This is a genomic window from Bradyrhizobium sp. NBAIM14 (assembly GCF_020193895.1).
GTDB lineage: Bacteria > Pseudomonadota > Alphaproteobacteria > Rhizobiales > Xanthobacteraceae > Bradyrhizobium > Bradyrhizobium yuanmingense.
In genome coordinates this window covers 450,100-469,950 of sequence record NZ_JADYVQ010000005.1, presented here as the reverse complement: position 1 = coordinate 469,950, position 19,851 = coordinate 450,100, and the positions used below count along the sequence as shown (strand labels likewise).

The window sequence follows — 19,851 nt, the reverse complement described above, 5'->3', positions numbered from 1 at the left end:
CAAGCCGTGTTTCATCGCTCAGCCCTTAAGTAGGGTATTACCAAGCTTTCGCCAAGCCTCTAACGCCCTATTGATGTCAGCCGATTCCGTGGACCAGCCCAAACTGAGACGCACCGCTCCCTGGGCCACCGCGGGATCATAGCCCATCGCGGACAGGACGTGAGAGGGCTGGACCTTTCCGGAGGAACAGGCGGAGCCGGAAGAGACCGCGATGCCTTCCAGATCGAAGCCGATCACGGCGGTTTCGGCCTTCAAGCCGGGCGCCGTCAAGAGGACGGTATTTGGTAACCGCGCCACGTCTTTCGCAAAAACGGTCGTCCCGGGAACCTCGCGGAGGCCATTTTCCAAGCGATCTCTGAGACTTGCCATACACTTCACATCCTCCGGCATAGCCTGAAGCGCAGCCTTCACCACCGCTCCGAAGGCGGCGATCCCGGCAATGTTCTCGGTTCCGGCCCGGCGGCTGAACTCCTGTCCGCCGCCCCGCAGCACCGGCTCAAGGCCGCTTATCCCATCGGCCATCGCCAGGGCGCCGACCCCCTTGGGGCCGCCGATCTTGTGCGCAGAAAAGGTCGCAAGGTCGGCGCCTACTGAATTGATATCGAACGGTATTTTGCCAAGCGCCTGGATCGCGTCGACATGCAGCAGGCCGCCGACCTCGTGGACGATGGTTGCAGCCTCCGTGACGGGCTGAAGAGCGCCGGTCTCGTTGTTGGCGGCCATGATCGAGACCAGGGCTGGCGGGCCGCCCTTCAGCAGCGCCTTCAAATGATCGAGGTCGACCACGCCGGAGCGCGTGACCTGGATCAGCCCGATCTTGTCCGCCGGGAACCGGCCGCCGGCCAGCACCGAGGCGTGCTCGACCGCCGAGACCAGCAGCCGCTCGACAGGTCCGCCGGAGGCGCCCCGCAAACGCGGCGAGAGCGCCAGCGCATTGGCCTCGGTTCCAGCAGAGGTGAAGATGATGTTGCGCGGCTGCGCTCCGACCGCGGCCGCAAGTGTCGCGCGCGCCTCTTCGACCAATCGCCGCGCCTCCCGCCCCTCGGCATGGACCGAGGATGGATTGCCGACCAGGTCGAAGGCGGCAACCATCGCTGCCCGCGCCTCGGGGCGCAGCGGCGTGGTCGCATTCCAGTCGAGATAGACACGGTTCGGCATCTGGCCCTCTTAGCACCTTTTGTCGTTCGGCCAATCGGAGGGCGTGCGCTCGTCAGGCCAGCTGTTGCTCCGTCCTCGCAACACTTCGGGGCACCGCCCGCAACCCGAACAGCGGCCGAAGCCAGGCAACGCGCCGGACGATCTCATAGGTCGCCACACATGTGAGCGCGGTCCCGACGATGACAATGGACGCTTCGATGCCGGCCGACAGACCGCTGCCATGCAATTGATGCGCGATCACGATGATCGCGGTCTGATGCACGATGTAGTACGGGAAGATCGCGTCGGTCAGATAGCGCCGCGCCGGGCTGTCGGCTGTGAAGGTGCGCCGCGCAAAGCCCAGCACGACGGCGATCGCGAGCCATTGATAACAGCCATAGGCCGAGGCGGCGAACCACTTCAGCATGGGCGACGGCGCAAACAGGCCGGCGCGTACCAGGATGAAGCCAGCGAAACAGGCGGCGGCCGCCAGCAGGGCCGCCCAGCGCAGGCGTTCGAGTTCGCGCCAGATCCCCTCCTGCTTGGCCAGCAGGAAACCGATCAGGAAGGCCGTGGCGTGGTCCGCGTGGTTGTACCAGTCGCCAAACAGCGCGTGTGTCGACGGGAAAGCCGGGAACAGCACCAGGCGCCAGGCCGCATACAGCAGGCAGGGCGCGATCAGGAGCCATGGGCCGGTGAGCGCACGAGCCAGCTTTCGGCCAAGCCAGTCAGCTCCGGCCGGCCATAACGCGAGCACGCCGATCAACGCCATGGTGTAGACCCACAGATAGACCACGAACCAGAGGTGGTTCCAGGTCGGCAACACGATGCACGGCTTCGGACAGAATTGCGCGCCGAAGGCGAAGTAGTGCCTGGCGTAGAAATCGAAGAAGCCGGCGGGATAGCCGAGGCTTTCGACGATCTGGAGATAGGCCTGCGGCGGCACGATCACGAGCATGCCGAAAATGAGCGGGATCAGGAGCCGCGCCGATCGCGCACCGGCAAGCGAGGCGAGGCTGGACTTGCCGAGCATGAAGCGGGTGGCAACCCCAGACACCAGGAACAGAAGCGACAGCCGCCATGGGTTGAGGAAGAGCATCACCGGTTCCAGCCACGTCAGCCGGTGCGTGCTCTTGATGTGAAATCCCCAGGACACGTAGAGCATGCCGACGTGGTAGAAGATGAGCAGCGCGAAGGCTAAAATCCGCACCCAGTCCAGGTCGATACGCCTTTCAGAGCTTTGGGATTGCTGTGGTGTTGTCATGGTTTTCTGCTCCTTGACGGGACGACGAACGCGGTTTTGCGGCCAGGACTGACGAAAATGGCTGACACCGAAAATGCTCCGCCTGCGGCGCGCGTCGAGCCGGTTTGGGATCAGAATCGGACACGAGGGGATGAGCCGCCGGCAGCTGGGACGAGTCGCTGCCATTTCGGGATCAGCAGCGGCGATCGGATGATGTTGGCAGCGATTGCGGCCGTCGCGCTCGTGATCGGAGTAGTCAATGCGTTTTCGTTCGCCCAGGACGCGGCCTGGCGCGGCGACAGCTACGACATCGGCCGGCGGCTGTTCTGGGAGATGTCGAGCATCGCCGTCATCCTGCTGTTGCTGCCGATGCTGGTCTTGGCCGTGCGCCGCATGCGCCGGACAGCCGGCCTCGCCGCCCAGGCGGCCATCGGGGCGATCGCTCTGCTCGGCTTCTCCACCCTCCACATCACCGGCATGGTCTGGGTGCGGAAGCTCGCGCTCTGGCTCGCCGGCGGCGCCTACGATTTCCGTTTCTCGCTCGCGACGGTCCTGTATGAATTCCGCAAAGACGCCGTGGCCTTTGTTCTGATCGCCGCCACGATCTGGCTGCTCGAAAGCCGGCGTGAGCTGAAGAGCGCGGCAGTCGCATCGTCGGCGCCGCCCACCCCGCCGCAGCCATCGTCCCCCGATCTGATCTGGCTGCGCGACGGCACCAGCCGCATTCGCGTGGTGCCGCGCGATATCCTCTGGGTCGCGTCAGCCGGCAATTACATCGAATACAGCCTCGCCGACGGCACCCAGCACCTCATACGGGGCACGCTGGCAGCGGCGGAAAGCGAGCTGGCGCCCTTTTCCATCGTTCGCGTCCACCGGACCAAGCTCGCCAATCTCGACCGGGTGCGCGGCGTGGACCTCAAGCCATCAGGGGATTTCGAGCTCGCCTTCGACAACGGCCAGACGCTCGGCGGCAGCCGGCGCTACCGGCCGGCGGTCGCGTCGCTCGGAAGCCGAACCGCGCCCGCGGCAATCGTCCCAGGCGCCCCCTAAACAATCGTGATTTCAATAAGTTGGATAGCACCCTTCGGCAGGACGGCCGGCTCTTGCCGTGCTTCGGTTGATTCAGGCAGGTCCAGGTCGCGGCAGGCAAGCCAGAGATGACAATGCAATGACTGGCTAAGCTCTTGAGCTGATTGAGAGATGTCGAAGAAGCTTGCTTTTTGACCCTGGCCTTGTGTTAGAAGCGCGCGTCAGTTCACCTGCGCGCCACTCGCGCATCATCCGAGGGCGCGCCTCTCCACCCTTCATCCGTGCTCTCGTCGGCGGCAACGCTGCGAGAGTCCCAATCGGACGATTGCGCAGGGATCACCTCCAAGGGACTTAGATCAGAGATCATCGATGCCTGAAGTCATTTTCACCGGCCCCGCCGGCCGCCTCGAGGGCCGCTATCACCCGGCCAAGCAGAAGAATGCGCCGATCGCGATGATCCTGCATCCGCATCCGCAGTTCCACGGCACGATGAACCATCAGATCGTGTACCAGTGCTACTACGCCTTCGCCCATCGCGGCTTCTCGGTGCTGCGCTTCAATTTCCGCGGCGTCGGCCGCAGCCAGGGCGCGTTCGACCACGGCACCGGCGAATTGTCCGATGCGGCCGCCGCGCTCGATTGGGCGCAGACCATCAATCCCGAGGCTCGCGCCTGCTGGGTCGCCGGCTTCTCCTTCGGCGCCTGGATCGGCATGCAGCTCTTGATGCGCCGCCCCGAGGTCGAGGGCTTCATCTCGATCGCGCCACCGGCCAACCTCTACGACTTCTCGTTCCTCGCGCCCTGCCCGTCCTCAGGTCTGATCGTGCATGGCGAGAAGGATGCGGTGGTGCCGCCCAAGGACGTCAACACGCTGGTCGAGAAGCTGAAGACCCAGAAAGGCATCGTGATCGACCAGCAGATCATCCCCGGCGCCAACCACTTCTTCGACTCCAAGCTCGAGCCGCTGATGGAAACCATCACGGCCTATCTCGACATGCGCCTCGCCAACGTGCGGTGAAAACTCTGTAGCCCGGATCGAGCGACGCGAAATCCGGGAGACTCTATCCACGGAAGAAGACCCGGATTGCGCTTCGCTCCATCCGGGCTACGGGCTGAGTTCGCGGCTCAAGCCAGCTTGAGCGCGACGATCCCCGTCAAGACGAGCGCGATGCCGGCAAGCTTCATCGCGCTCAAGGTCTCGCCGAACAGCACCACGCCCATCAGGAACGTGCCGGCGGCGCCAATGCCGGTCCACACCGAATAGGCCACGCCGACCTCGAGCACCTTCAAGGCGCGTCCGAGCAAAAAGACGAAGGCCGCAAGCAGCACCAGCGAAGCAACGCTCCAGCCTGCCCGCGTGTAGCCTTCCGCATATTTCATCGAGATCGCCCAGCCGACATCGAGCGCGCCGGCGATCACCAGCAACAGCCAGGCCATTGATTGCGACATGTGCTCAGGCCGCGAGCTTGAGCAGATGTGCGTCGTGGCGCACGAGGAAGGCGCGCAAGAGCTGCGGATAGTCCGCCCCGACCGCGCTGCGCACGCTCGGGCGCTTTGCGAGCTCGGCACGCCAGGCACGAACCTTCGGCACGTCGTTGAAAATGCCGTGCTCTGTCAGCGCGTCGAACAGATCGAAGTAGCGGAAGATCGGCGCGAACACGGCATCGACCAGACTGAACGCATTGCCGGCGAAGAACGGACCTGCGCCGAGCGCGGCCTCGACACGCGCGAACTTTGCGACCAGCGCCTGGCGCTTGCTTTCGAACGTCGCCGGATCGGTTGTGGTCTCCAAGCCCCAGAGGTCGCCGAGGATCGCCGAGCCGAATTCCATCCAGGCACGGTGCTCGGCCCGCTGCAACGGATCCGCCGGATGCAGCCTGCTGCCTGCCTGCGTCTCCTCGATGTACTCGCAGATCACGTTGCTCTCGAACAGCGCGACCTCGCCCTTCTCCGTCACCACCAGCACCGGCACCTTGCCGAGCGGCGAGAGTTTGAGAAACCAGTCGGGCTTGTTGGCGAGATCGATGTCGATCCGCTCAACCGGCACGCCCTTCTCCTTCAGCGCGATCACCGCGCGCTGCACATAGGGACAAAGCTTGTGGCTGATCAGTTTCAGGGAAGAGGTCATGGCAAGGATCCCGGCAGTTAGATGCGACTGCATCCAATATAGATGCAACTGCATCCAATCGTCAAGATCCATGCACCTGCATTAACTACCAAATATTAGCCCGGGAGCTTCGAGTTTGAGTTTGCCGGACGGGGATAGTCTTCAAATCCCGGGCAGTGGCAATCTTTGCAGCTGCACCTATCGCCCTCCAGATGATGATAGCCGATGGGATGCTGACATTGGAGACAGGTGCCCCGCAAACCATCAGAGGGACCCGGAGGAAAACCATTCGTAGAATCGTTCAAGTTCGGTCTCCTCGCAAAGCTGGCCGGCGGGCACCCCGCTTTACGGCCTGGCGATCACCCCGCCGGTCATTGGCATCGGCACGCCCGTGGTCGCGGGATAGGACAGCGGCAGGCCCTTCATGCCGCGGACCGCGAGAAAGCCGAAGGCCTGGGCCTCGATGGCGTCCGAGGCCCAGCCGAGCGTTTCGGCCGCCTCGACCGTGGCCGAGCCCACCCGCTCCCGCAGCATCCGCAGCATGGTGAGGTTGCGGGCACCGCCGCCGCAGACGATCCAGCTGCGCGGCCGCCGCGGCAACAGCGGAATGATGCGGGCAATCGCGGCCGCGGTGAAGGCGGTCAGCGTCGCCGCGCCGTCGGCAGGCAGCACGTCGCCGAGCCGCAGGGCCGCAAAATCGTTGCGGTCGAGTGATTTCGGCGGCGGACTTGCGAAGAACGGCAGCTCCAGCGCCCGCGCGATCCAGGCTTCATCCACCTTGCCGAGCGCGGCGAATTTGCCTTCGGCATCGAACGACTGGTTCATGGTGCGGTACATGAAATCGTCCAGCAACGCGTTACCGGGGCCGGTGTCGCAGGCGATCAACGCATCGTTGCCGTCGATATAGGTGATGTTGGAGACGCCGCCGATATTGACCACGACGGTCGGCCCTTCGCGCTCCAGCGAATGGGCGAGCGCGCGGTGGTAAACCGGCACGAGCGGGGCGCCCTGCCCGCCAGCCTCGACGTCGGCGGCGCGGAAGTCGTGCATCACGGGAATATGGATGGCCCTTGCGAGCGCCGGCGCGTCGCCGATCTGCACCGTTAGCCGCCTCTCGGGCCGGTGCAGCACGGTCTGGCCGTGGAAGCCGACAATGTCGACGTCCTCCGCCCTCATCCGATTCTGGGCGAGGAAGGCCGCGACCGCTTCGGCATGGGCCTGCGTCACCGCACGCTCGGCATCGCCCAGACTGCCCGGGCGGGCGTCGCGTTGCTGCAGATGCACGGCCTCGCTCAGCGCCTGGCGCAGCAGGTTGCGCTCGGCCGGGCCGTAGGGCCGGTAACCGGACGGCCCGAACGCCTTCACCTGCTTTCCGTCGGTCTCGATCAGCGCGACATCCACCCCGTCCAGCGAGGTGCCGCTCATCAAACCGAGTGCCGTCAACATCATCTTAAGCGCGCCTCGACGTCGCTGCTGGACGCGTGACTTGTATCAACCAAGTACATCTTATAATGCCACAGCGAGCTAGACTGCCGGAGCCCGAGGAGCAAGGGTTCCGCAACTTGCGGCAATCACCGTAAACTTGGAACTATCCGAGTCGCACACAAATGACTGAATTTAAATCAGATTTTCTGCGAGAGCTGCAGTGGCGCGGCTTTATCCATCAAATCTCAGCGCCGGTTGAACCATTGGATGACTTGGCGAGGCGGGGGGAACTGACCGCCTACGTCGGCTATGACTGCACAGCGCCCTCGCTCCACGTCGGCCACTTACTATCAATAATGATGCTCCATTGGCTGCAGGAGTATGGAAATCGGCCAATCACGCTGATGGGAGGCGGCACCACTCGAGTTGGAGATCCTTCTGGGCGAGATGAAACGCGAAAGCTGCTCACGTATGAGCAAATCGAAGCAAACAAGGACGCTATCCGCCGCACATTCAGACCTGAGTTTGTCAGATTCGGATCCGGCCCCAGAGACGCGATCATGCCAGATAATGCTGAGTGGCTGACTCGCCTAAACTGGATTGAAATGCTGCGCGACGTCGGGAGGCATTTCTCTGTCAATCGAATGCTCGCGATGGATTCTGTTAGGCTCAGATTGGAGCGAGACCAAGAGATGAGCTTCATCGAATTCAACTACATGATCTTACAGGCGTTCGATTTCGTTGAGCTCAACAAGCGTTACGACTGCCGTTTGCAAATGGGAGGCTCTGATCAATGGGGAAACATTGTCAACGGTATTGAACTTGGCAGACGAATGGGCACACCTCAACTGTTCGCCTTAACGTGCCCTCTACTAACGACTGCATCTGGCGCCAAGATGGGAAAAACTGCATCTGGAGCGGTTTGGCTGAACGCCGATATGCTCAAGCCGTACGAATATTACCAGTTCTGGCGCAACACCGAAGACGCGGATGTTGTACGGTTTTTGAAACTTTTCACTACTCTACGCCAGACCGACATCGCCCGCCTTGCAAGTCTCGAAGGCGCCGAGATCAACGAAGCAAAGAAGATTTTGGCTAGGGAAGCCACAGCGTTGATGCATGGAAGGTCTGCCGCAGAGCAAGCAGAACGCACAGCACAGGAGACCTACGAATATGGAAGCTTCGGTACTGACCTTCCAGTATTGATCGTCTCGGTTGGCGACTCCCTGCCTGCAGCAAATACGCAGCTTGGTTTCTCGAGCTCAAACGCTCAGGCTCGTCAATACATCAAGGACGGCGCAATGAACCTTGGTGGTCGTGTTGTGACCGATCCGCAATATCGCCTACGGAGGGAAGACTTCGATGACGACGGACGCGTGTTGCTAAGCACAGGGAAAAGGAAGAGAGGAATCCTGACGCTAGGCTCCGATTGATAGTGAATCGGAAGAAGCACGTCCTCATCAAGCCTGCATAGGCGCATGAGCTTTTCGCTGCTTGTCATGGCGCACGGATGCGCGCTCCCTGACGGCAATGGACCAGAACACGCCCAAGGAAGCGAGCAAGGATAGCGCCGTAGTCACCCGGCGGGACGCGGTGCGCACCGCACTCGTCGTGCTCGGCCTCTGCTTCACGCTGGCTGTTCTTGGCCGGGGCTTGAGCGAGAGCTTCACGGTCTTCCTCAAGCCGATCTCCGAAAGCCTCGGCTGGGATCGCGCCCAGGTCGTCTCGATCTACTCCCTCACCTGGCTCGTCAGCGGCATGACTGCACCCCTGGTCGGGCGCCTGTTCGATCATTCCGGGCCACGCCTCGTCTATGCGCTCGGCTTGCTCCTGCTCGGTTCGGCCTTTCTGATCGCGAGCCATGCGCACGCGCTCTGGCAATTCCAGCTCTCGATCGGCATCTGCGTCGGCATCGGCGTTGGCTTCATCGGCAATGTGCCGAACTCGATCCTGCTCGGTCGCTGGTTCGGACCAAAGCTGCCGACCGCCATGGCGGTGGTCTATTCGGCGATGGGCGGCGGCGTGCTGGCCTTGCTGCCGGCCTCGCAGCTCCTGATCGATCATCTCGGCTGGCGCGAGACCTACCAGCTGTTCGGCTTTGCAGCGCTCGGGCTGCTGGCGCCGCTGTTGCTGCTGCCCTGGCGCATGTTCGCGGCCGGCTCGCCGCACGTCGCCAAGAAGAGCGATCCTGACTTCGTCGACAGCGGCTGGACGCTTGCGAGCGCGATGCGCCACCACGCATTCTGGGCGCTGTTCTCGACCTTCTTCTTCACCGCGGTCGGCATGTATGCGATCGCGGCGCAGATCGTGGCCTATCTGATCGACGCCGGCTTTCCGCCGCTCCAGGCCGCGACCGCCTGGGGCTTCTCCGGAATCGTGCTGGTGTTCGGCATGCTTGGCGTCTCGGCGCTCGACGGACTGATCGGACGCCGGCCGTCGGTGCTGCTCAGCTACGCGATCTCGATTCTCGGCATCGTTCTGCTCTGGCTGCTGCAGTACTATCCGAACGTCATTCTGCTCACCGGTTTCGTCGTCTGCTTCGGCAGCATGATGGGCTCCCGCGGGCCGCTGATCAGCGCCACCGCCATGAAGATCTTTCGCGGCAAACGCGTCGGCACCATCTTCGGCACGATCTCGATCGGCAGCGGCCTCGGCTCGGCCTTCGGTTCATGGAGCGGCGGCCTGATCCACGATGCCACGCACGGCTACGATCTCCTGCTCGTCTTCGCACTTGCGAGCGTGATCCTCGGAATGATTCCGTTCCTGGTCGTCCCTGCTTTGCGGGAGTAGGTCTCCCCGACGTAACCTGCACACCCTGGTTTCACCGGAATCCTACGGACGAGCGCGAGGCGAACGTGCAAAAAAGAGGGTCGCGTGCAGCTGGTGGCGGCGCATTGCGGTGTTTTGTCCGACATGACGAAAATGTCAGCGCTGAATTGATCCTGGTGGCTTGCGAGGCGGAAGCGAATGCGGTCCAAGTCGCAGCATTGGGTCCAGCATTGGATGGAGGGCAAACCAATGGACTTTCCTTATCTCACTCGCTTTCAACCGGTTCTCCTGAGCCTGTTTCGCTTCATCACCGGCCTGCTGCTGTTCCAGTACGGCGTCGCCAAGCTGTTCAAGTTTCCGGCTGTCCCAATGTTCGCCAAGGTCGAGCTGATGTCGCTTTACGGCGCCGCCGGTGCGCTCGAACTGGTGCTTGGCGGGCTGCTCATGATCGGCCTGTTCTCGCGCCTCGCAGCCTTCATCTTGTCCGGTGAAATGGCTTTCGCCTACTTCATGGGCCACATGTTCAGGGGCGAGACGCCGATCTTCCTGCCGCTGCTGAACAACGGCACCCTGGCGATCCTGTTCTGCTTCGCCTGCCTGTATCTCTCGGCGGCGGGCGGAGGCCCGGTCAGCGTCGACGCAGCGATGGGCAAGAAATAGCCGCCGGACCGGCGGGCGCATCCGCGCCCCGCTGAAGCACATCTCATCCGCTAAGCACGAGGATGGCGCCGGCAGATCTCCGGTGCCGTCTCAGCGCGCGCCCAGCACGTTCCAGATCAGAACGAGGGCCGCGACGAGCAGCAGAGACATGATGATGCGATGAACGAATCGATTCATTGCAGGTCCGTCCAGACGGTCTAGCTGCCAAAACCCAAGATCGATTCCCTTCCCCAGACGGGCTGGAGTCCGTCTGCACGGCGATTTGCCTGCACCATTGCGCACGCGCCTGCGCACGTTGTCCGCGCGGCAGGCCGCCGCATGCCTCCATTCATGATTGGTAAGAACTTCATGCTACCGGTGCGAGCAATAACAACCATTCCGTAGGGGCTGTGATGAAACTGCTGAGTCATTTGAAGATCCGCACCAAGCTTGCCAGCATGGTCTGCCTCGCGGCTCTCACGATCACAGCCATCATCGGCGTATCGGCCGTGCTCAGCAAGAGCCGGATGATGGAGGACCGCGTCGAGCAGATGCGGACCGCCGTCGAACTCCTCTACAACTACGCCCAAGCGCTCCAGGACGAAGTGACCGCCGGCAAGCTGACGCCGGCCGAGGCCAAGAGCCTGTTCCACCAGCGCGGCCGCCGCATGAACTTCAACGGCAACCAGGGCTATCCGGTGGTTTACAATCCGGACGGCTCCCTGGTTGTGAACGGCGCCAACCAGCAGCTCGAAGGCAAGATCACCGGCGCCAAGGATTCAAACGGCGTGCTGATTGCCGACGCCATCATCAAGGCCGGCAGCGAGACTGCGCAGGGCGGCGTCACCTCCTATCTCTACCCCCGTCCCGGCCAGACCGAGCCGGTCCGCAAGACCGTGTTCGCGCGCAAATTCGCGCCCTGGAACGTCATCATCAGCTACGGCCTCTATGTCGACGACATCGACGCCGATGTGCGCGCCTTGACGCTGGAGCTTGGCGCCATCGGCATCGGCCTGATGCTGCTGATGGCGGCGCTGTCCTGGCTGATCGCCCGCGACGTGCTCGGCGCGCTCGACCGTCAGAAGAATCGCATGCAGGCGATTTCCGAAGGCGCCATCGACAAGCCGGTCGAGGAGACCGACCGCGGCGACGAGATCGGCCGCATGGCCGAGACGCTCGAAATCCTCAGGCAGACCGCGCTCACGGCCCGCACGCTGGAGGCCGAGCAGGTCGCGGCCAAGGCCCGCAGCGAGCAGGAGAAGCGCGAGGCCCTGATCGCCCTTGCCGACCGCTTCGATGCCTCCGTCGGCCAGCTCGTCGGCCTGATGGCCTCCGGCTCCGGTGAATTGGAGACCACGGCCAAGTCGATGTCGTCGACCGCCGAAGGCACCAATCGCCGCGCCGCCGTGGTCGGCTCGGCCGCCAATGAGGCCAGCCAGCGCGTCCAGACCGTCGCCTCCGCCGCCGAGGAGCTCTCCTCCTCCATCACCGAGATCAGCCGCCAGGTCGCGCAATCGGCCGAGGTCACGGGACGTGCCGTGGACAGCGCCCGCCGCACCGACACCATCGTGCGCGCACTCTCGGACGGCGCCCAGCAGATCGAGCATGTCGCCGAGCTGATCTCCAACATCGCGGCGCAGACCAACCTGCTCGCGCTCAACGCCACCATCGAGGCCGCCCGCGCCGGCGAAGCCGGCCGCGGCTTTGCCGTGGTCGCTTCCGAGGTGAAGTCGCTGGCGAGCCAGACCGCGGAAGCCACCCGCGAGATCGGCGACAAGATCACTCAGATCCAGGGCGCCACCAAGGAAGCTGTCGATGCGATCGGCGGCATCACCGCCACCATCGAGGAGGTCAGCCGCATCGCCACCTCGATCGGCGGGGCCATCGAGGAGCAAGGCGCCGCCACCGCCGAGATCGCCCGCAGCGTCTCGCAGACCGCGGAGGCGACCAAAGAGGTCACCACCAATATCGGCGGCGTCTCCACGGCGGCCAACGAGACCGGCAACGCTGCCGGCATGGTGCTCGCAGCAGCCAGCAACCTCTCCAAGCAGGCCGAGCAGCTCTCCGGCGAAGTCGGCACGTTCCTGAAGGGCGTGCGCGCGGCGTAGCCCTTCGAGCGCGAATATCTCCACTTGCGTCATGGCCGGGCTTGTCCCGGCCATGCACGTTTCTAGCACCGCGACAGGAAGAACGTGGATGCCCGGGCCTTCGCCGCGCCGAAGCGGCTTCGGCCGCGCAGCCGGGACAAGCCCGGGCATGACGGACGTCTGCGAATGCTCTTAAGCGACGAGCCCCGCTACTGCCGCCGCGCGAGGGTGCAACCGCTCGACAGCTGGCGGGTCGATCCGGTCGAACCGTCGTTTGAATGCGAGGGGAATTCCTCGAACGGCGAGTTCTGCTTGCCGGTGTTGAACTCGAAGATCTTGCGGAACAGGCCCGGCGCCATCGCCGAGATCGGATTGACGCGCATCACGGGCGCGGCAGGCGTGCCGACGACCTCGTAGGTCACGCCGATCAGCCCCTCATTGTTGCCGCCACCGAGGAAGATGCCGAACAGCGGGATCTGGCCGAAGATGTTGTTGACGCCGTACATCGGCACGAAGGTGCCGCTCATGCACACCTGGTTGCCGGGATAGTCGATCGAGCCCTCGATGGTGGCACCGATCATCGGCCCCTTGACCACGCCGTCGCGGACCGTGAGCGCACCGTTCTGCCGGGTGAACTCGGCGCGCAGCGCGCTGAAGGAGACGCCGTTGCCGGTGCCGTTCGGCGCGCCGGCAGCCACGCGCTCCAGCTGCGCCTCGCCCTTCACGGTGAAGTCGCGGACATTGATCAGGCCTTCACGCGCGGTGTTCGGCTCGGAGGCCGGTGGCTCCATCGCCACCACCATCTGGCCGCCGACCGCCTTGGTGTAGGTGTCGGTGAAGCGCAGCAGCGCGCCGGCGTCGTTGGTTTGCAGGTAGATCACCTCGCGGTTGCCCTGGGCGCGGCCGCCGCGCAGGTCGGCAGCGACAGGCGTGTCGCGGCCGATCTTGCCGCTCAGCGCGAACGCCTTGATGGCCCCATTGCGCTTCGACATCTTGGCATCGAGGCTGCGCATGGCCTCGCCGTTGAAGCCGGCGACGGCACCGAGCTTCACGTCGATGTCGAAATCGACGTTCTTCAGCTTGTTCTTGTCGTCCTTGGAATTGCCTGAGATCGCCGACTTCAGGAAGCCGCGGCCGTCGAACACGTCGCCACGCATGGTGCCGCGCAGCACACCGTCCTGGCTGCGCTCCACTCTGAGCGAGGCCTTGTCGCCGTCGGACGGCGCGTAGGTCGGGAAGTTCGCGTTCACGAGATCGCCGTTCGCGTCGAGCTCGAGCGAGCCCTTGATCGAGGCGCCGCCGCCTTCGATGACGATGTCCTCGAAGCGCGTCGATTGCGCCGTCGGCACTACCTTGAAGCTGGCCTTGCCGGACTTGCCCGGCAGCTTGACCCAGCCGGGCAGGATGTTGTCGAGCCTGACCGAGGTCAGATCGGCCTCGACGCCGAGCTTCGTCGTCTGGTCCGCGCCGCTCGCGATCTTGCCCGACAGCCTGATCGGCAACGATCCGACGATGGCGGGGCTGAGATCGAAGCCGAGCCGCGCGCGGCTGGCATCGTCCAGCGTCGCCTGTAGCCTGACGTCCGCGTCGCCCTCGGCCGGCTTGCGATAATCGAGCGAGGCCGCCTGGCCGTTGATCTTGACGTCGCCCTTGACCTGATAGCCCTGGTTGTTGGCTGATATCTTGAGGTTGTTGGCTTCCAGTTTCTGGTTCATCACCAGCTTGTCGGCGGCAAAACCGTTGAGGTCGGCGGTGACGGCGTAGGTGGTGTCGGCCTTGGTCAGCTCGCCCTTGACCGGCATGCCGAGCTGGATGTTCGCCGAGAACGTTCCCTTGCTGGTGTTGGGATCGACGACGGTCGCCGACAGGTCGCTCAGCCGATCATTGGCGAGCATTTCAGCGGCCGCGGGCACCGGCCCTTCCACACGGAATCTGCTCCGCGAAGGCGACGGCTTCGGCGCCATGTCGGGCACCTCGAACACGAAATCGGAGATCGTGACCTTGCGGCCCGCGGGGGTATCGGCAACGCCCTGCCCGATGTTGACGGTCGCGGTCCGTCCGGTCACGCGCGCCTTCAGATCGGCATCGCGCACCACCGGCATGCCGTCCACGGGCCGCACCGCAACGCCGCTCGCCACGATGTTGACCGACAGGCCGTCGTCTGGAATGGGCGGGCCCTTACGTGGCAGGTTCCTGGTCGGCGAGTTGACGCCGATCTCGATGCGCTGGAGCGTGCCGCGCTCGATCCGTTCGATCACCCATTCACGCAATTCGGGGACGATCAGCGTCGGCCACATCCGCTTCAAGGCGGAGGCCGACATCGGCGTGCCCGCGAAACCGAGGGTGAGCCGCGGCTCGCCCGAATAGTCGAGGGCGCCGGTGCCGGCGACGCCGATCTCGCCGTTGGAGACGTCGGCCTGTGTCAGCAGGATGCGCTTGTGGTCGGCGTCGAAGCGGAAGCCGATCGCGATGCGGTTGAAGACGAGCGGCGGCTCGTTGTCGATGCCGCCGAGCAGGATCGAACCGCCGCTGAAGCCGAGCTGCCAGTCGTTGATGTTGCCGTTGGGTGGCTCGAGATGGGCCAGCAGCGTCAGGCGGTTCGCGCCGGAGAGAACCTTGAACGGCGCGACCAGCACCCGCCGGTTCGCATCCCACTCGACGTTGATCTCGGCCGAGTCGATTGCCATCGGGTAGTCGGGCGTGTCGGTATCGATGATATTGCCGGCGCCGGCCGCGATCTTGCCGCGGAAGAAGGTCGGCACGCCGTCGCGGCCGAGCTCGCCCTTGAGCTCGCCCGTCAGCGGCAGGTCGGCGGTGTAGGTGAGGTCCTTCACCCGCAGCGCCAGCAGGATGTTGGAGGTCGAGACCTTGTCGGCCTTGATGTCGACCGAGCGCACGCCATTCTCGGCCGGTCCGATCGTGGCGCGCAGCAGCCACGGACGCGCGCCCTGCTCGCCGAGGCTGAGCGCGACGCCGCCGCGGCTCGGCCGCCTCAGGCTGAGCGTGATGTTCTCGAACGACCATTTGCTGCCGCGCTGCTGATCGTCGACGATCAGGACGCCGTTTTTCAGACCGATCTCGTTGAGGTTCTGACCGTCGAGGCCCGTCATGCTCAGGCTGTCGAGCCAATCGAGGCCCTGAAGGATGCCGCTCTGCGCGGTCGCCTGCGGTGCGGCCTGCGATGCGTCCGGGCTCGCAGGCGCGGTCGCGAATGGCGGCGGGGGGACACCGCTGCGCGGGAATGTCGGCGGCAGGCCCGCATCCTTCTTGGACGCGACACCGGTCGCGAGCGGCTTTGCGGTGTCGCCGGCGGACACGGTGACGGTGCCATCGGGCGCAATGCGGATGGCGAGCTCGGCATCGACCAGGTTAAGACTCTCGGCACGCAGGTGCCCCATCAGGAGGGCCGCACCCGACAGCCTCACCTCGGCCTTCGGCGCGCTGGCGACGACGGCGTGATCGCGGTCGCGAACGATGATGTCTCGGATGCGGACGGCGACGCGGACCCGGCCGGCCCGCTCGATCTGAGTGCCGCCGACCTCAACGGTGTTGCCGTGGCCGATATTGTCCTCGATCGCGGCTGCGAGCCACGGCGTTGCGATGTCCAGACTGATGGGACCGGCACCGAGCCGCCACCACAGCGCACCGAAGCAGCCGATGAAAATGACGATGACGGTGGCGACGGCCACCGCCAGGCGCTTCAGCCAGCGTCCCCCACCCGTCCAGCGGCGCAGCGCGCTAAATCCACCACCGAAGCGAAGAAAGCCCGAACCGGAACGCGCCAGCAACCGGCGTGCGCGATTGCGCGCAGCCGCTTCCTGATCCGGATCCCAGTCGGCGTCGTCCCATTCCTGCGGCTCGAGTTGGCCGCCGCGCCGATCAAAATCCCGGTTGTAGTCCTGGGGCGACGTATTCCTTGCCATTGCCTCTCGATACAGGCGCCCGTCATAGGACTGAGCGCCGCCGGGACCGCAGCCGTTCGCGGGAAGTGATGCTCCCTGCGCCGGCACTGCCGCCATACCTCGAATATTCCTGCTGTTCGTCATTTCGCCCCGGGAGCGCGTTCAACGAGCAGTGGGGTGGTGCGTGGAATTCCTTGTAACCATACTCCGGCGTCGCCAGACTTGCCCAGCCGAGGGCACGATTCCGGCTCGCCGGACAAGAGCTGCAATACCGCTTCGGTTGACCTGCCGAAAGCGTCGAAAGGAAGGCGTATGTCCAAGAAATCCCGAAAGAAATCGTCCAAAACGCCCTCCGGCAGTCCGACCGCTGCAAAGAAGTCCGCAAAAACGCGGGCATCGACTCAAACAAGATCCGCGAAAACGCAGCGCACACCGGCACGCAAATCAGCTGCGACCGTAGCAAAAGCAGGATCGCATAAGGCCGCATCGAAACAGTTAAAATCCTCCAAATCCGCCTCTTCTCCGGCTGCCGCCAAGTCGGGCTTGAAGTCCGGCTTGGCCGAGGGCCAAAAGGCCCCGGCCTTCCGCCTGCCGCGCGATGGCGGCGACGTGGTCACGCTCGCCGACTACGCCGGCCGAAAGCTCGTCCTGTTCTTCTACCCCCGCGCCGACACCCCCGGCTGCACGCGGGAGGCGATCGACTTCACGCGCCTGGCGGGCGCCTTCGCGGCCGCCGGCACCGCCGTGCTCGGCATCTCCGCCGATCCGTTAAGGGCCCAGGAGAAGTTTCGCGACAAGCACAAGCTCGGCGTCCCCCTCATCTCGGACGAGACGCATGAGATGCTGGAGGCTTATGGGGCCTGGGGCGAAAAGTCCATGTATGGCAAGAGCTTCCTTGGGATCCTTCGCACCACGGTGCTGGTCGGGACTGACGGTAAAGTGGCGCGGATCTGGCGCAATGTCCGGGTCGATGGCCATGCCGACGAAGTGCTGGAGGCGGCAAGGAGCCTTTAACCAATCCTTTAAATTCGCGCGTTCCCATTTGCGGAAAATTAACCATGAGCGGCCCAGATTGCGGCGGCAATTGAGCCGCAAGGAACCCATCCGACCGGCGCGGGAGTGCCGATGTCGAAAAGTTCTGCCCAATACTCGCAGTACCCCCAACATCATCCTCACGATCACGGACGCGCCTTCCGGCGCCCTCTGGGTGCCCCGGCGGCGGTGACCGCGATTCCCCTGCCCGCCACCGACGATGCCTACACCATCGTGCATGCCGGCAAGCAGGTCCGCTTCGGACCCGTGGTGTTCTGGATCGTGGTCGGCACCGTGGTGCTGCTCGGGCTGTGGTCGGCCGCCACCGCCACCTATTTCGCGTTCCGTGACGACGTCCTGACCCGGCTGATCGCCCGCCAGGCCGAGATGCAATACGCCTATGAGGACCGCATCGCCGAGCTGCGCGCCAAGATCGATCGCACCACGAGCCGTCAATTGCTCGACCAGGAGCAGTTCGACCAGAAGCTCGATCAGATCATGAAGCGCCAGACGGCGCTCGAGTCCCGGGCCACGGCGCTCGGCGCCATGCCCGACGTGACCGGCTCGATTCCCCGCGCCGCTCCGCAGCGCAGCGATGCAAGCCCGACCACGCCAAAACCGTCGCCCATCAGCGACACCGTGATCTTCGTGGCGCCACCGGATCGCGAAGCGCGCCTCGAATCGCGCGCGCCGAGCGTTGCGGCAACGCCGACCAGCCAGTTCGCCAAGAACCGCGGTTTCGACAACGTGCTGGTCCGGCTCACGACCTCGCTTGATCAGGTCGAGCGGCGCCAGATGGCGACGCTCAACGCGGTCGAGGAAAGCATGGATTCGCGCATGCGCCGGATGCGCAGCGTGGTCAGCGACCTCGGCCTGAACCTTTCCCATCTCGAAGCCGCCGTGCCGCGCAGTGCGATGGGCGGACCGTTCGTCCCGGTCAAGCTGACGGCGAATGCCGGACCGTTCGAGAAGCAGCTCCACCGCATCCACACCACGCGCGCCGAGATGGACCGTCTCAACCGCACGCTGGCGTTGGTGCCGTATCGCAAGCCCGTCATTGGCGAGGTCGAGTTCACCTCGGGCTTTGGCGTGCGCAGCGATCCTTTCCTGGGTCGGCCTGCGATGCACACCGGCCTTGATTTCCGCGCCGCCAGCGGTGATCCCGTCCGCGTCACCGCCTACGGCAAGGTGGTTTCCGCCGGATGGTCCGGCGGCTACGGCCGCATGGTCGAGGTCGACCACGGCAACGGGCTTTCGACCCGCTACGGTCATCTCTCCGAGATCAACGTCAGGGTCGGCGAGACCGTGAAGATCGGCCAGGTCATCGGCCTCGTCGGCTCGACCGGCCGCTCCACCGGTCCGCATTTGCACTATGAGACCCGCATCGAAGGCGAAGCGGTCGATCCGCAGAAATTCCTGCGCGCCGGCGTGCGGCTCAGCGCGGGTTAGGCCCGCGCTTTTCAGTTTCGCAGCGCAGAGCTTCCCGAGAGCCAGAGATGGCGGCCGAGAGCTTGCGCAGTAAGCTGAATGCACGCCCATCAATCACCAGCAGCGCGCTGGCGATGACGATCGAGCCGGCGATCTCGCGGCCGGAGATCGGCTCATCCAGCACCAGCCAGCCCAGTAGGATGGCGGTGACGGGAATGAGCAGCGTCACCAGCATCACGTTGCTCGCACCCGAGCGCCGCACGATCTGGAAGAAGACGATGTAGGCGAGCGCCGTCGAAAGCCCGGCGAGCCCGAGCACGGCGAGCCAGGTCGTGAGGCTCGGCATCGGTAACTGCCAAGGCTGCTCCACGACGCCGGCGACGACCGCTATCATCACCGTGGATGACATCAATTGAAACGTCGCCGTCCCCAGCGGCGCTGCGTCCTTCAGCAAGGGCCGCGCAGCCAGCGCCGCAAAGCCGTAGCTCAGTGCCCCGCCGAGGCAGAGCAGAATGCCGAGCCCCTGTCCCGGCCTGGTCTCGAAGCCCCATCCGCGCAGCAGGATCACGCCGACAAAGCCCAACGCCACCCCGGCCAGGCGGCGCATCTGCAAGGCCTCCTGGCCCGCTGCAATCATCACGGCCACCGTGAACATCGGCGTGGTCGCGTTCAGGATCGAGGCCAGCCCACTCGGAATGAAAGTTTGGCCGATCGCGATCAGCGAAAACGGGACGACGTTGTTGAGCAGCCCGATCGCAATGAACGGCGCCCAGCCCGTCCAGCTCCTGGGAAAGCCGATGCCATGTGCGCGCAGTAGCGGCAGCAGCATTGCAGCGCCGAGCGCGACGCGCAAAAACACCAGTGTGAGCGGCGGCAATTCCCGCAAGGCTGCGCCGTTGAAGAAGAACGAGCCGCCCCAGAGGATCGAGAGCAGAGCGAGCAACGACCAGTCGCGTGCATCGATCCGGTGGTCATTGTCGGGCATGGGGTCTTACCTCAGCCCCATGGCCTAGAACGGTGCGATCAATGTCGCCACCCGATTTCTGACGAGGTC

15 protein-coding genes are annotated in these 19,851 nt (G+C 64.4%); 8 read left to right on the top strand and 7 right to left on the bottom strand.

The features are described from left to right. Nucleotides 1-18: 18 nt before the first annotated feature. Both I6F28_RS16620 and I6F28_RS16615 read right to left on the bottom strand, forming a co-directional pair. Nucleotides 19-1,158: a cysteine desulfurase family protein gene (locus I6F28_RS16620; protein ID WP_225140349.1), complete on the bottom strand. Its 1,140-nt coding sequence runs from the start codon at nt 1,156-1,158 to the stop codon at nt 19-21. Nucleotides 1,159-1,210: 52 nt separating this feature from the next. Beyond that, nucleotides 1,211-2,401, bottom strand: coding sequence for an acyltransferase family protein (locus tag I6F28_RS16615; protein WP_225140367.1), 1,191 nt, complete (start codon nt 2,399-2,401; stop codon nt 1,211-1,213). Between the two features lie 189 nt (nt 2,402-2,590). Here I6F28_RS16615 and I6F28_RS16610 point away from each other — a divergent pair, with 189 nt between their 5' ends. Together I6F28_RS16610 and I6F28_RS16605 are read left to right on the top strand one after the other, a co-directional pair. After that, nucleotides 2,591-3,430: a LytTR family DNA-binding domain-containing protein gene (locus tag I6F28_RS16610; protein WP_225140348.1), complete on the top strand. Its 840-nt coding sequence runs from the start codon at nt 2,591-2,593 to the stop codon at nt 3,428-3,430. A 348-nt stretch (nt 3,431-3,778) separates the two neighbouring features. Further along, nucleotides 3,779-4,426 (top strand): alpha/beta hydrolase, encoded by a 648-nt coding sequence (locus I6F28_RS16605; protein ID WP_035999994.1) that lies wholly within the window; start codon nt 3,779-3,781, stop codon nt 4,424-4,426. Nucleotides 4,427-4,533: 107 nt separating this feature from the next. Here the strand turns inward: I6F28_RS16605 and I6F28_RS16600 are convergent, their stop codons facing one another. From I6F28_RS16600 to I6F28_RS16590, 3 genes are all read right to left on the bottom strand, one after another. After that, nucleotides 4,534-4,857, bottom strand: a complete 324-nt coding sequence (locus I6F28_RS16600) for a DMT family transporter (RefSeq protein ID WP_225140347.1) — start codon at nt 4,855-4,857, stop codon at nt 4,534-4,536. 4 nt (nt 4,858-4,861) lie between these two features. Then, nucleotides 4,862-5,536, bottom strand: coding sequence for a glutathione S-transferase family protein (locus tag I6F28_RS16595; RefSeq protein WP_225140346.1), 675 nt, complete (start codon nt 5,534-5,536; stop codon nt 4,862-4,864). Between the two features lie 324 nt (nt 5,537-5,860). Next, a complete protein-coding gene (locus tag I6F28_RS16590; protein WP_109143901.1) occupies nt 5,861-6,964 on the bottom strand; it encodes an anhydro-N-acetylmuramic acid kinase in 1,104 nt (367 codons plus the stop codon). Nucleotides 6,965-7,122: 158 nt separating this feature from the next. Between I6F28_RS16590 and tyrS the strand changes: the two genes are divergently transcribed. From tyrS to I6F28_RS16570, 4 genes are all read left to right on the top strand, one after another. Beyond that, nucleotides 7,123-8,373 (top strand): tyrosine--tRNA ligase, encoded by a 1,251-nt coding sequence (tyrS, locus tag I6F28_RS16585; protein ID WP_225140345.1) that lies wholly within the window; start codon nt 7,123-7,125, stop codon nt 8,371-8,373. 97 nt (nt 8,374-8,470) lie between these two features. After that, the gene (locus tag I6F28_RS16580; protein ID WP_225140366.1) at nt 8,471-9,730 is read left to right on the top strand and encodes an MFS transporter; all 1,260 of its coding nucleotides are present in this window, start codon (nt 8,471-8,473) and stop codon (nt 9,728-9,730) included. Between the two features lie 228 nt (nt 9,731-9,958). Continuing rightward, nucleotides 9,959-10,369 carry a DoxX family protein gene (locus I6F28_RS16575; RefSeq protein WP_036000011.1) on the top strand — a complete coding sequence of 137 codons (411 nt, stop codon included), beginning with the start codon at nt 9,959-9,961 and terminating at the stop codon, nt 10,367-10,369. A 392-nt stretch (nt 10,370-10,761) separates the two neighbouring features. Continuing rightward, entirely contained in the window at nt 10,762-12,456 is a 1,695-nt protein-coding gene (locus tag I6F28_RS16570) for a methyl-accepting chemotaxis protein (protein ID WP_225140344.1), read from the top strand. Nucleotides 12,457-12,644: 188 nt separating this feature from the next. Here I6F28_RS16570 and I6F28_RS16565 read toward each other — a convergent pair whose 3' ends face one another. Continuing rightward, on the bottom strand, nt 12,645-16,454 hold the full coding sequence (locus tag I6F28_RS16565) for a YhdP family protein (protein ID WP_225140343.1): 3,810 nt from the start codon (nt 16,452-16,454) through the stop codon (nt 12,645-12,647). 195 nt (nt 16,455-16,649) lie between these two features. On the opposite strand from I6F28_RS16565, the gene I6F28_RS16560 reads away from it, so the two are divergent. Continuing rightward, a complete protein-coding gene (locus tag I6F28_RS16560) occupies nt 16,650-17,351 on the top strand; it encodes a peroxiredoxin (protein WP_074447901.1) in 702 nt (233 codons plus the stop codon). 111 nt (nt 17,352-17,462) lie between these two features. Then, the gene (locus tag I6F28_RS16555) at nt 17,463-18,818 is read left to right on the top strand and encodes a M23 family metallopeptidase (protein WP_193375177.1); all 1,356 of its coding nucleotides are present in this window, start codon (nt 17,463-17,465) and stop codon (nt 18,816-18,818) included. Here I6F28_RS16555 and I6F28_RS16550 read toward each other — a convergent pair. After that, the gene (locus I6F28_RS16550) at nt 18,805-19,782 is read right to left on the bottom strand and encodes a DMT family transporter (protein ID WP_081492891.1); all 978 of its coding nucleotides are present in this window, start codon (nt 19,780-19,782) and stop codon (nt 18,805-18,807) included. The genes I6F28_RS16555 and I6F28_RS16550 overlap by 14 nt on opposite strands. Nucleotides 19,783-19,851 lie beyond the last annotated feature (69 nt).